The organism is Agrobacterium sp. O3.4 (assembly GCF_041414895.1).
Lineage (GTDB): Bacteria > Pseudomonadota > Alphaproteobacteria > Rhizobiales > Rhizobiaceae > Agrobacterium > Agrobacterium cucumeris.
This window is the reverse complement of record NZ_JALPZP010000001.1, coordinates 54,090-66,643: the sequence shown is the minus strand read 5'-3', so window position 1 is coordinate 66,643 and position 12,554 is coordinate 54,090. Positions and strand designations below refer to the sequence as shown.

General features: G+C 59.1%; 12 protein-coding genes. 5 read left to right on the top strand and 7 right to left on the bottom strand.

The window, feature by feature from the left end; translation table 11 throughout:
• Window positions 1-540, bottom strand: coding sequence for an FADH(2)-dependent resorcinol hydroxylase reductase component (gene graD, locus M0412_RS00275; protein ID WP_142840603.1), 540 nt, complete (start codon window positions 538-540; stop codon window positions 1-3).
• 206 nt (window positions 541-746) lie between these two features.
• Between graD and M0412_RS00270 the strand changes: the two genes are divergently transcribed.
• Both M0412_RS00270 and M0412_RS00265 read left to right on the top strand, forming a co-directional pair.
• On the top strand, window positions 747-1,178 hold the full coding sequence (locus M0412_RS00270) for a MarR family winged helix-turn-helix transcriptional regulator (RefSeq protein ID WP_142840604.1): 432 nt from the start codon (window positions 747-749) through the stop codon (window positions 1,176-1,178).
• 99 nt (window positions 1,179-1,277) lie between these two features.
• Window positions 1,278-1,667: a hypothetical protein gene (locus M0412_RS00265; RefSeq protein ID WP_142840605.1), complete on the top strand. Its 390-nt coding sequence runs from the start codon at window positions 1,278-1,280 to the stop codon at window positions 1,665-1,667.
• 130 nt (window positions 1,668-1,797) lie between these two features.
• Here the strand turns inward: M0412_RS00265 and M0412_RS00260 are convergent, their stop codons facing one another.
• From M0412_RS00260 to M0412_RS00245, 4 genes are all read right to left on the bottom strand, one after another.
• Window positions 1,798-2,424, bottom strand: coding sequence for an outer membrane protein (locus tag M0412_RS00260; protein WP_142840606.1), 627 nt, complete (start codon window positions 2,422-2,424; stop codon window positions 1,798-1,800).
• Between the two features lie 265 nt (window positions 2,425-2,689).
• A complete protein-coding gene (locus M0412_RS00255) occupies window positions 2,690-4,087 on the bottom strand; it encodes a HAMP domain-containing sensor histidine kinase (protein WP_269703363.1) in 1,398 nt (465 codons plus the stop codon).
• Between the two features lie 35 nt (window positions 4,088-4,122).
• Window positions 4,123-4,797 (bottom strand): response regulator transcription factor, encoded by a 675-nt coding sequence (locus M0412_RS00250; protein WP_110756374.1) that lies wholly within the window; start codon window positions 4,795-4,797, stop codon window positions 4,123-4,125.
• A 193-nt stretch (window positions 4,798-4,990) separates the two neighbouring features.
• Complete coding sequence (locus M0412_RS00245) at window positions 4,991-5,629, bottom strand: TetR/AcrR family transcriptional regulator (protein WP_269703360.1); 639 nt, start codon at window positions 5,627-5,629, stop codon at window positions 4,991-4,993.
• A 143-nt stretch (window positions 5,630-5,772) separates the two neighbouring features.
• On the opposite strand from M0412_RS00245, the gene M0412_RS00240 reads away from it, so the two are divergent.
• Window positions 5,773-7,809 carry an NADH:flavin oxidoreductase gene (locus tag M0412_RS00240; RefSeq protein ID WP_269703358.1) on the top strand — a complete coding sequence of 679 codons (2,037 nt, stop codon included), beginning with the start codon at window positions 5,773-5,775 and terminating at the stop codon, window positions 7,807-7,809.
• A gap of 31 nt (window positions 7,810-7,840) precedes the next feature.
• On the opposite strand, the gene M0412_RS00235 is transcribed toward M0412_RS00240, so the two are convergent.
• Together M0412_RS00235 and M0412_RS00230 are read right to left on the bottom strand one after the other, a co-directional pair.
• The gene (locus tag M0412_RS00235) at window positions 7,841-9,199 is read right to left on the bottom strand and encodes an ATP-binding protein (RefSeq protein ID WP_269703356.1); all 1,359 of its coding nucleotides are present in this window, start codon (window positions 9,197-9,199) and stop codon (window positions 7,841-7,843) included.
• Window positions 9,199-9,861 (bottom strand): response regulator transcription factor, encoded by a 663-nt coding sequence (locus tag M0412_RS00230; RefSeq protein WP_142840611.1) that lies wholly within the window; start codon window positions 9,859-9,861, stop codon window positions 9,199-9,201. The genes M0412_RS00235 and M0412_RS00230 overlap by 1 nt, the downstream gene beginning before the upstream one ends.
• A 142-nt stretch (window positions 9,862-10,003) precedes the next feature.
• Here M0412_RS00230 and dsbD point away from each other — a divergent pair, with 142 nt between their 5' ends.
• Complete coding sequence (dsbD, locus tag M0412_RS00225) at window positions 10,004-11,866, top strand: protein-disulfide reductase DsbD (protein ID WP_142840612.1); 1,863 nt, start codon at window positions 10,004-10,006, stop codon at window positions 11,864-11,866.
• Window positions 11,863-12,471: a DsbA family protein gene (locus M0412_RS00220; protein ID WP_205125318.1), complete on the top strand. Its 609-nt coding sequence runs from the start codon at window positions 11,863-11,865 to the stop codon at window positions 12,469-12,471. The genes dsbD and M0412_RS00220 overlap by 4 nt, the downstream gene beginning before the upstream one ends.
• The last annotated feature ends 83 nt before the right edge of the window (window positions 12,472-12,554 follow it).

The following is a 12,554-nucleotide window of genomic DNA, read 5'->3' as shown; positions in this document are numbered from 1 at the left end:
TCAGGCTGGCAGACTTGCCGGACTTGCGGCGCAATATTGGGCGTTTTCGTAAAGCAGCGGTCGTGTCGTCTCGCTGACATCGGCCGAAACCACCTGCCCTATGAACACGGTATGCGTTCCATAGGGCATAGCAGCCACCCGACGGCAGGCGATGGCCGCATGGGCGGTTGGCAAATAGAGGACGCCGTTTTCGTGGCGCTGCCAGTCACCATTGCCGAAGCGCTCCTCCGGCGAGACCTTGCCGCTGAACGCATCCGAAAGCGCGATCTGATCCTGGGTCAGCACGTTGACGATGAAATCCGGCCGGCACAGCAGCAATTCATGCAGCAAGGTGCGATTGTTCAGACAAACAAGAAGAGAGGGCGGCTCCATCGAGACTGATGTGACGGCCGTCACGGTCATGCCATGATCACGCTGATCGCCGGAAGCACAGGCAGTGATAACCGTCACGGTTGCCGGAAAACGGCGCATCGTCGTGCGAAAAGTCTGGCCGACGCCTTCCGGTGCAAGGTTGCTCAGGCCGAACAGTGCTGATGTCATGAGATCCTCCCAAATCCTGCATTCTTATTTATTTGCGTTTGCAACATTTGTCAATGCAAATGTTGTTTGTCATTTCAGGCAGCGATGCAGTCGCGCATTCCCCGGTCTTCTGGAGCGAAGCTATTGAAACGGATGGATTGTACCGGTACAGCCGATAGGCGCACATCAGCATCTGCGCAGATGGTTCTCAAACGGGGATTTGCTTCGTGTCTTATCAGTTCACCGACTCGGTACCCTACCTGCTCAACTGGGTGGGCGTTCGGCTTGGCGAGCGTTTTTCGCTGAGACTGGCCTCCTATGACATCACTTTGCCGATGTATCGCGTGCTGGCGACACTGAGACAGCAGGAGAGCAAGACACTGACCGAGCTTTCGGACATGGTGTCGGTGGAGATTTCCACACTGTCCCGGCTGGTGGGGCTGATGGTCCGGCGCAACCTCGTCAGCCGCGAACGACCGGCCGACAATGCCCGCATCGTGCGCATCACGCTGACGACAAAAGGCAAGGAATTGGCCGACGAACTGATGCCCATCGCGGCGATGTTCGAAAAAACCGCGATCGAAGGTCTCGATCCCAATGAGGTAAAGCTTTTCAAAAGCATCCTGCGGCATATCGGCCGCAATATTGCCGGCCTCTGACACCGGCACCCCGCCCGCCTTGCGATCTTTACGTGCAATGTACTTGCAATGACCGGTTCCTATCCCTGCGGAAATCCACCGCAGCTGAAAGGAATTCCCATGTCCGACAGATCGTCACTTGCAGTCCCGGCAGCGATCATTCTCATCGCCGCCGTATCGGCCGTGCTCACCGCCTGCGCCTCGACGGTCATGAAAAGCTATATTGGCGCGCCTATTACCAGCGTGATGCTGGACTACGGACCGCCGGACAATATTTACAGCATGGGTCCCGGCCAGCAGGCTTACCAGTGGCGCAAGAACAAGACACAGGTGGTTGCCGGATCATCCAGCGGTGAAGTGCGGTCGACCCGGCATGGCGAACGTTACGAAGTGTCGGAGACGCCGGGTTATGTCGAACGCATCGATTGTTTCTATACATTCTACACCCGCAATTCGGGGAGCGAGTGGTATGTGACGAGCTTCCGGCAGCCTTCGCTTGAATGCGAATGATAGTTTGGGGATTTCAGATCTCCCCCGGCCCCGCCCGTTTCGTGCCATGCGCTGTTTTACCGCCGCTTCCATGTTGAAAGCGGCGATATTCTTTTGAACTCTCCCTGGAATCTGTCATCGGATCGGCCGCTCAGAAACGATAGTTCAGGCCGGCCTTGATGACATGATCGGTCACATCGGTTTTTGACCGCCCGCTCGAGGTCGTCGTGGTGACATTTCCGGTGCTCACATAATTATATTCAAACTTGGCCGACAGACCGCCACCAAAGCTCTGTTCCAGACCTGCTCCCAGCAGATAGCCCTGTTTCCAGCCATCAGGACCGTTAACGCCATTCGTATCCTTGAATTTCGTCGTGGTCAGGCCGGCGGTGCCGTAAACGAGCGTGCGGTCAAGCGCAACACCGGCCTTCAGCTTGGCCGCACCCCGGAAGCGCTCTCTCAACCGACCGTTCGGCACGCGTGCTTCGTTTCCAAGATAGGATCCTTCGAGTTCCGCGCCGACAACGCCGGAGCCGAACTGGAAGTTATAGCCGGCCTGTACGCCACCCGTCAGACCCCGGCCGCTGGCTAGCGGATTAAATTTTGGGGAGGCGATGCCGCCATGGGCACCGACATAAGCCCCGCCCCAGGAAAAGGCCGGCGGATTTGCATAGTCGAATTGCTGCGCATTATAGTTGGTAAGATCAGCCGAATAGGCACTGGTTGCGACCATGACGGCAGCCGTTACGGTGACAAGCGATTTTGCGATGAACGACATTAAATGACTCCAGACGAAACCGATGCGCCATGCTCTGACGGCTGCAGGGTTTCCGTTCGCGTTGAAGAACCGGAAACCGGCTCCCGTTGATCTCCTGTGCAGATGGCTCAGCAGATACGGTCATTTTCCCCACGAGAATTACGTCTGGATTGCATGAAACGAATTTATTGAAAAATAATCCAGTAATTTAATATAGTTAAATGAAATTCCTTAACTAAATTGTAAGAAATTTCCCCATGCCGGCGCAGCCTGATGCCTGATATTTTTAGACGACGGTAACAGCCTTATCTCGCAAAATTATCGATCGAATTTCCAGCCGAACGCCGAAGCCGGGATCAAGGTCGAGGAACTTAACCCGGCCGCGATGAAGCTCCGCCGCCTTCTGGACCAGGTTGAGACCCAGACCGGCACCGGAAGAGTTCGTATTGATGCGATGGAACGGTTCAAATACCTGCTCGCGTTCCGCAACGGGTATGCCCGGTCCCTCGTCAAAGACATCTATGGTTCCCGCTGCGCCAATCCGGATGACGATTGCGCCTTTGCCGCCACCATGATCGATGGCATTGCGAATGAGGTTGACGACCGCCATCTCGATGATCGAGGTCTGGACCGTGAAGAGAGCCTTTCCTTCGCTGGGTTCGAAATCGAACTCATAACCGGCATCCATCGCAATCGGCGCAAGATCGGTCGCGATGCGTTCGACGAGAACGTTCAGATCCTGCTCTTCGGCAGGCAGTTCCACCGCGCCCACCGCCTGCATTTCAAGAAGCTGGTGCGCGACGCGGGTGAGGCGGTCGATATCTGCCCGCAGCTGCCGACTCAGCTCGTCATCGGGGAGAAGATCGGCCCGGACGCGCGCAATCGCAATCGGCGTCCTCAGTTCATGGGCGGCATCGGCCAAAAAGCGGTTGCGGCGATTATAGCCTTCGTCCAGTTTCGACAGCGCAACATTGAAAGCATCCACCAGCGGAATGATTTCATTCGGCACCTTCGAACGATCGATCCGCGCGGAGCGGTTTTCGAAATTGATCGATTGTGCCTCGGCTACCGTTTCCATGAGACCGCTCAGCGAACGGCCAACCGCACGGGGCGTCACCAGCAATGTCGCAATACCCGTCAAGAGCAGCATGGGCACGACGGCGACAAGGATGATGAAACCGACACCGGGCAGCACGGTCAGCCAGCGGATGGCACCATCGGCATCCTTTTCGAGATCCAGTTGCACATTGATCCACAGACTGATGCCGTCATTCGGGAAGCCTTTTTCCGTCCCGGCAATGAACTGCAGCCGCCCGGCCGGCGTATCGCGGTTTTCCATGGTGGCCCGGACTGTTTCCCCGGCCTCCAGACGCGCCCTTTCGATGCCCCGGGGAAACACCGCTTCCAGAGCAGGTGCCGGGACATCCCCATATTGCAGGACGATTTCGTCGGCGTCCCGCACGACAAACCAGAGATTGGGGTAGCGCTGCTTCAGCGCCTCCAGATCGGGCGTCGCCGACACCTGTGGCCGGCCCTGCCCATCCTTTGTCACGCTTTCCGCAATGATGCGCGCGGCCTCTTCATTGGCGCCTTCCAGCCGCGGATCGATGATCCAGATCCAGCCGACGAGGAGGATAACGAAAAGAACGAGAAAAAATGCCTGCAAGGCGAAAAGGCGCTTCATCAGCCCCCATCGCAGGGATCGGTTGCGCTCCGGTCTCATGTCTTTGCCCGAATGAGATAACCGATATTGCGCACGGCTCTTATTTCCACCGTCGCTTCGGCCTGCGCCAGCTTCTTCCGGATGCGTGAGATATGCGCATCGAGCGCATTGGACTCGATCTCATCGTCGAGCGTATAAACCGCTTCGATCAGGCTCGACCGTGTCACGATGCGGTTCGGACGCCGCATCAGCGCTTCGAGCGCCAGATATTCCCGACGTCGCAACTCGAGGACGGAACCCGCAACACTGACTTCATTGCTTTTCGGATCGATACTGAGATTTCCGAAGCTGGTATATTTATCGGAAATCGAAGGGCCGCGCCTGTGAAGGGCCCTTAGGCGGGCAAGCAATTCCTCGATTGCGAAAGGCTTGGCGAGATAATCATCCGCCCCCGCATCCAGCCCATCGACCCGGTGATCGACGCTTCCAAGCGCCGTCAGAACCAATATCGGTACGGAATGTTTCCGGCGGCGAAGCGAGGATACGAGGCTCAGTCCCTCGCCATCCGGCAAGCGACGATCCAGAACCAGCACATCGTAGGAGCCATCCCGCGCAAGCGCATCGGCATCGCTGATGGTGCTGACATGATCGGCAAGCACATCACGCCGGCGCAGGGCCTCGAGCAGCGCACGCGCCATTTCGGGTTCATCTTCAAGAAGCAGGATTCGCAATGACTTTCCCCCAAAGACGAACTCTTGCCATCCTCACCACTGTTCGGTGAAGGTTGCAGGTAGATTGCAGGCGGGCCGGCCCTTCTTCTTGTAGCACCGCAACCAACATAATCCGACTGGCATCGCAGGCGTTTGGCGACACCAAATTGCTGTCCTTGTATCGTCCAGACATGCCGTGATCAGCGATCGGGCGTCAGACCTCGGGGGCGGGCCTGTATCCGTGTCTGGCATAAAAGCGGTCAAGCTCGCGCTGCTGCGGCACCTCGCCGGTATAGATCGCGATATAGTCCGCAATCCTTCTCATCCGCACCGCCACATCTTCCTCGACCTGCATGGAAATATAACCGATCTGCACGAGATAAGTGGTGCGGGCGCGCACGTCTGCCGTATTTTCGGGGTGGCCGAAACGCATGAACATGCGCGAAAGCGCCTCCATTCTCACCTGGTCGGCTTTGCGAAGCTCGGCAAGAATATCATCGGACTGCAGCGCCCAACTGCGAACCGCGAATTCGAATTTGCTGTCAAAAAGCGAGGAATCCAGCCAGCAATCGAAAACATTCAGCATCGCCTCGGCCAGGGTTTCCGCATAGGCCTCCGATTGCCTGAGGATGCTTCCCGTGTTCTTCTCGCGCCAGCGGGATAACAGCGCCGCCAGCAATTCCTCCCGGTCCTTGAAGAACCAGTAGAAGCTGGTGCGCGAGAGATTGAGCTTTTTCGCCAGAGGCAGGATCTTGACGGAATCCACCCCGGATTCCAGCAGCGCCTCGTAGGCGGCTTCAAGCCACCCCTCCTGCGATCCACGCCAACCGGTTTCATTCAATGTCGCTTCCATGACAATTGCGTAGCAAATCAGTCCCTGCGCGACAAGGCAAAGCGTACACTCTTGTCGAACTCACAAACACCAGTGTTTTCTTAATTGACACATATGTACATTTTCTCTTAGCCTTGTTCCACAACCGTTTTTGGAGCAGGCACATGTCGAACGATCCCCTTCTTCAGCCCTATCAGCTCAAGCATCTGACGCTGCGCAACCGCATCATCGTCACCTCCCACGAACCCGCCTACCCCGAAGACGGCATGCCGAAAGGACGCTACCGCGCCTATACCGTCGAGCGGGCCAGGGGCGGCGTGGCGCTGACGATGACGGCGGGCTCTGCCGCCGTGTCGAAAGACAGCCCGCCCGTTTTCAACAATCTCTTGGCCTACAAGGATGAAATCGTTCCGTGGATCCGGGAAATGACCGACGCCGTGCATGAGGCGGGTTCGGCGATCATGATCCAGCTGACGCATCTTGGCCGCCGCACCCGCTGGGACAAGGGCGACTGGCTGCCGGTCCTCGCGCCATCGCATCAGCGGGAAGCGGCACACCGCGCCTTTCCGAAGAAGATCGAGGACTGGGATATCGAGCGTATCATCAAGGATTTTGCCGACGCTGCCGAACGGATGAAGGCGGGCGGCATGGATGGGGTGGAACTGGAAGCCTATGGCCACCTCATCGACCAGTTCGTCTCACCCCTGACCAACGAGCTTGACGGCCCCTATGGCGGCTCGCTTGAAAACCGCATGCGCTTTTGTCTCGACGTCTTCAGGGCGATACGCCAACGCGTCGGCGACGATTTCATCCTCGGGGTTCGTTACACCGCCGATGAATGTCTTGAGAACGGCACCGGCAAGGCGGAAGGCATCGAAATCTCCAGACGGCTAAAGGAGAGCGGCCTGATCGACTATCTCAACGTCATCAGGGGGCATATCGACACCGATCCCGGCCTTACCGACGTCATCCCCATTCAGGGCATGGCCAGCGCGCCGCATCTTGATTTTGCAGGCGAAATCCGCGCGGCGACCAGCTTCCCCATCTTCCATGCCGCCAAGATCCAGGATGTCGCCACCGCCCGGCATGCGATTGCCGCCGGCAAGGTCGACATGGTCGGCATGACCCGCGCCCACATGACCGATCCGCATATCGTCCGCAAGATTATGGAAAAGCGGGAGGAGGACATCCGCCCCTGCGTCGGCGCCAATTATTGTCTTGATCGCATCTATCAGGGCGGCCTCGCCTTCTGCATTCACAATGCGGCAACCGGCCGCGAGGAAACCATGCCGCATGAAATCACCCGGGCTGAGAAAAGCCTGAAGGTGGTGATTGTCGGCGCTGGCCCGGCAGGCCTTGAAGCCGCAAGGGTCTGCGCCGAGCGCGGCCACGCGGTCGTGGTCTTCGAAGCCGCAAGCGACCCCGGCGGCCAGATCCGCCTGACCGCACAGAGCGAACGCCGCCGCGAAATGATCGGCATCATCGACTGGCGCATGAGCCAGTGCGAGAAGCTCGGCGTCATCTTCCATTTCAACAGCTGGGCGGAGGCGGATACGGTTGTCGCCGAAAAACCCGACGTGGTGATTATCGCTACCGGCGGACTGCCGCATACCGAGGTGCTTTCGAAGGGCAACGAGCTGGTCGTCTCCGCATGGGATATCATTTCCGGCGACGTCAAGCCGGGCACCAATGTTCTCGTCTATGACGATGCAGGCGACCACACCGGGCTTCAGGCCGCCGAATTCATCGCCAAGGCGGGCGGCAAGGTCGAGATCATGACGCCGGATCGCTCTTTCGCCCCGGAAGTCATGGCCATGAATCTCGTGCCCTATATGCGTTCGCTGCAGAAATACGACACGACATTCACCGTCACCTACCGGCTGGAGGCGGCGGAAAGAAGCGGCAACCAGATCATCGCCCATGTCGGCAGCGATTATGGCGGCGTTTCGAAACAGCGCGTTGTCGACCAGATCGTCGTCAATCACGGCACAATCCCGCTGGACGAGCTTTATTTCGAGCTCAAGCCCGGCTCAAAGAACCTCGGCGAAATATCCTATGACGCGCTGATTGCGGGCGCGGCCCAGACCGTCGAGCGCAGTCCTGCCGGCGCTTACCGGCTGTTCCGGATTGGTGATGCAGTCGCAGCGCGCAACACCCATGCGGCAATCTATGACGCGCTGCGCCTCGCAAAGGACCTCTGAGAGAGAGAGAGCTGCCCGGTGGCAGCCTCCTTCATAACTCAAGCGATACCGCGAACCGCTGACCGAATTGCGAAAACTGCAATCGCCCGCCCAGCCGGTCGATTGCCATCTTGACGATGGCAAGCCCAAGGCCGCTTCCACCCGGTTCCGATCGCGGCGAACGGTAAAAGCGCTGCAGCACCCGTTCCTGTTCCTCCACCGCGATCCCCGCCCCTTCGTCGATAACCACGACGTTCACCTTGCCGTTTGCCAGTTCCGCCCGGCACTCCACCGTCGATCCCTTCGGCGAGTGCTGCACGGCGTTTTCCATCACGTTGCGGATCGCAAGACGAAGCAGGGAGCGATCAGCCTCAATGAGGATCGTATCCGCCTCTTGCGAAAGCCGGCAGGTAATTTCAACCTCGCGCGCTCGCCTGAGCGGCTCCAGCTCCTGTATGACATCAAGGATCAGACGGGGAATGTCGACGCCGGCTTTCGTCGCCTGCGCTTCGGTGGCATCGACGGCAGCCAGGTCGATAAGCTGTTTCGCCATCCGGCTTGTCCGGTCGACGCTTTGCTCGATGCGCCGCAGCGCCTGTTGCTGCACCTCAGGATCGGTGGAGCGCATGGCCACCTGCGCCTGCGTCTTCAGCCCGGCAAGCGGCGTCTTCAATTCATGTGCGGCATAGGTCGTAAACTCGCGTTCCCTTTCCCGCGTCGCCTGAACACGCGCCAGAAGGCTGTTCAGCGCATGGATCATCGGCCGAAGCTCCGATGGCGTTCCCTTGTCGGCAAAGCCGTGGAGTTCAGTCGCGTCGCGTGCTTTCATGCCGTTTGCGAGCTTTTGCAACGGCGCAAGCCCCCGGGAAACACACAGCCAGATAAGGCCAGCCATCAGCGGCATGATGAAAAGCGCCGGATAAAGAAGCCCCTTGATAACATCGTCAACCAGCCGGTCGCGAACCTCAACACTGTCGCCCACCAGAACCCTGACACCGAGGTCGGGTTTCACGACCGCATAGACGCGCCATTCGATGCCGTTGATGACCGTATTCTGGAAGCCCGAGGCATGATCCGAAAGGGAAGCATCCGGGGCACTGTCCGATTTGCTGAGCAGACGGCCGCTGATGGACCAAATCTGGCAGGCGAGTTGGCGCTCATAGGAGGGTATCGCCGCCGCATCAGCGTCCGCGTCCTCATCATGCGTCGGTGAATGGCCGTCTATCAGGCGGATATCGACCGGGCGGTCGCCGACGAGGGATCCGACCATTCTTGCCGATTCCACCAGCCGCGCATCAAGAACATGCTCCAGCCGCGCCTTCGTGCTGGTGTAGATCCACACGCAGGCCGACAGCCAGACGAGGCCCGTCATCAACAGAAGCACGGTAAACAATCTTGCCCGGATCGACATCACGCAACCCTCCCGACGCGGTAACCGACGCCGCGCACCGTCTCGATGAAACCGGCGCCCAGTTTGGAACGAAGCTTGTGGATGTGGACCTCGATGGTGTTGCTTTCCACATCCTCCTGCCAGCCATAAAGCTTTTCTTCCAGAACCGGCTTTGAAAAAATCATGCCAGGATTCTGCATGAGGGCATGGATGATCGCAAATTCGCGGCGTGATAGCGCAATGACATTGTCATCCTTCTTCGCCACCATCTTCGCCGGATCGAGCGTTACGCCCAGCGCCGACAGCGTGCCCTCGGAACGGCCCTCGCCACGGCGGATGATCGCCCGCAGCCGGGCGGCAACCTCATCAAGATCGAAAGGCTTGCCCAGATAATCATCCGCGCCGGCATCGAGGCCGCAAATCTTGTCCGTGGTCGCATCCTTGGCGGTGAGCAGGAGGATCGGCACCCGGTTGCGTTCATTGCGCGTGTGGCGCAGAAGATCGAGACCTGACCCGTCAGGCAACATCACATCAAGGACAACGGCATCGAAACGGCAATTCTCGAGGGCGATTTTTGCGTCGCCAAGCGTCATGACGGCATCGACGGTGAAGCCGGCAAGCTGCAGCCCGACACGCAGACCATCAAGCAGGACATCATCGTCCTCGACCACCAACAGACGCATTGAGCACTCCATCATTCCGGCACAGGGGTATTTTGATGCGCGGGAACCTGAAAACCGAACCTTAAGGCTGGCTTAAGCTTCCGGCCGGAAGCCTGCGCCATCCATGGCTTATCCCACAAGGCCTACCCCATAAGGAAAGAGAATGCGTTTCAATTTTTCGTTCGTGCTCCTCGTTCTCATGTCCATTTGTGGACCGGCGCTCGCGCTCGGTCCGCCGATGGACATGACGGATGCGTTCAAGCTTTCGATAGACCGCACGGGAACGGCGGCCACCTTCCGCTGGCAAGTCGCCGAGGGATATTATCTCTATCGGGAGAGCCTGCAGGCCAGCACTGAGGACGGAACGAAGCTCGATCTCAGGACGCCGGCCGGGGAGATGAAGGATGATCCCGGCTTCGGCAACACCGAAGTCTATTTCGGGCAAGCCGCCGCCACGCTTGCCGACGCGCCGCAGACGATGAAACTGACATTTCAGGGATGCCAGGATGGCGGCATCTGCTATCCCTTCAGAACGGTCGCCATCGACGGTTTGCGGATCGAAGCAGAGGCGCCGTTCGGCATAAGGCCGCAGGATCCACCCTCATTTCAGTCCTTCGCCCTGATCGCGCCGTCCGCAGAACCGGAAAAGGCTGAGCAGTCAGTACCCTCACCCGCACCCCCGGCCGAGCCGGGCATGGTGGAAGGTTTTCTTGCCCGAGGCGGCACGGCGCTGCTTCTCGCCTCCTTCATGGGTCTTGGCGTACTCCTTGCATTCACGCCCTGCGTATTTCCCATGTACCCCATCCTCGCGGCCACGCTCGGCCGGCAGGGCGCTTCATTGTCACCCGGTCGCAGCTTTCTCCTCTCCTCAACCTATGTCGTCGCGCTTGCCGCCGCCTTCAGCCTGTTCGGCATACTGGCCGCATGGCTTGGCCAAAGCTTCCAGATTGCCCTCCAGTCACCACCGGCCATTCTCATCACCGCCGCCGTCTTTATCATTCTGGCGATCGCCAGTTTCGGCATGGTCGAGGTCCAGCTTCCGGCCGGCCTTCGCGACTGGCTGGCGCGATCGCAGCGTTCGCTCGGCGGATCGTTCGGCTCGACCGCCATTCTCGGTTTCAGCTCGGCGCTGCTGATCGGCCCCTGCGTGACGGCACCGCTTGCAGGCGCACTTCTCTATATCGCCAAGAGTGGCAACCTGCTGCTCGGCGCAGCAGCGCTCTTTGCGCTCGGCATCGGCAAGGGCATTCCCCTCATCCTCATCGGCACCTCCGGCGCGGCATTGCTGCCGCGGGCCGGCGCATGGATGGCGCAGATACGCTGGCTGTTCGGCTTTATCTTCCTTGCCACCGCGATCTGGTATCTCGACCGGCTCATTCCTCCATCCGCAACGCTTGCGCTTTCCGCAGCGCTGCTCGTTACAATCGGTGTTTTCTTCGGTGCTCTCGACGCACTGCCGCAACAGGCCGGCATTGGCCGCCGGCTGATGAAATCGGCCAGCCTTCTTTCCATGCTTTACGGAGCGTTTCTCGCTTTCGGCGCGGCAAGCGGCAGCACCAGCATGCTCCAGCCGCTGCAATTCTCCGGCAGCCCGGTCGCCAGCCGCTCCCTGCCCGGCCTGACAAAGGCGAGTTTTGCAACGGTGAGTTCCAATCAAGAACTGAAAGCCGCGGTCGCTGAAGCAGGAAAGCCAAGCCTCATCTACTTCACCGCGGACTGGTGCGTTTCCTGCCGCGTCATCGAGCGCTCTGTTCTAAGCAATCCGCAGGTCGCGGAAAGCCTTAAGGATACGAACCTCGTCTCCGTCGATCTTTCGGACATGACGTCAGACAAACAGCAATTGATGAAGGACAGCAATGTCATCGGCCCGCCGACCATGCTGTTCTTCGACAAAAAAGGAACCGAACTCCCCTCCATCCGCATGGTGGGCGAGATTTCGGCCCGTTCACTCATCGATGCGGCGGCGCAAACGCATCAGGCGCTTGCAAAACCGGCAATCGACAATACCGCAGGAGCCCGCCAATGACCCTTACACGCCGACAGCTTGTCGCAATGGCCGGCCTTGCCGCCATTGCTCCCCCCTCGCTTGTTTTTGCCGAGACAGACCCGACAAGCCGGCAGATGGTGCTGCACGATCCGGACGCCCCGGTCCTCGGCAATCCGAAAGGCGACGTGACGGTGGTGGAATATTTCGACTACCAGTGCCCCTATTGCAAATCGTCCTACGGCATGGTGCGCGACGTGGTCGAACAGGATGGCAAGGTGAGGCTTGTGCTGAAGGACTGGCCGGTCTTCGGTGGCGCATCGGTCATCGCTGCGCAGGCGGTGCTCGCCAGCGTCAAGCTTGGCAAATATGAAAAGACGCTCGACGCCATGTTTCACACGCCGAACAAGCTGCAGCAGGCCGATGTCGAAAAGGCCCTCAAGAAAGCGGGCCTGACCTTCGACGGCGTCGGCAAGGCCGTTATCGAGCATCAGGCATGGATTTCCGGCCTGCTGGACCGGAACTGGGTACAGGCCGCCGCCTTCAAATTCGTCGGCACGCCATCATTTGTGGTGGGAACGACGAGCTTTGCCGGCGTCCTTGACCGAAAGGGCCTGAAGGAAGCAATCGCCAAGGCACGGGGCTAGGACGAGACGGCAAAGGGCATCGGCACTGCGATGCCCGACCGGAATGTTAAAACGATGGTTTCAGTCCGACCGGACCTGAAACC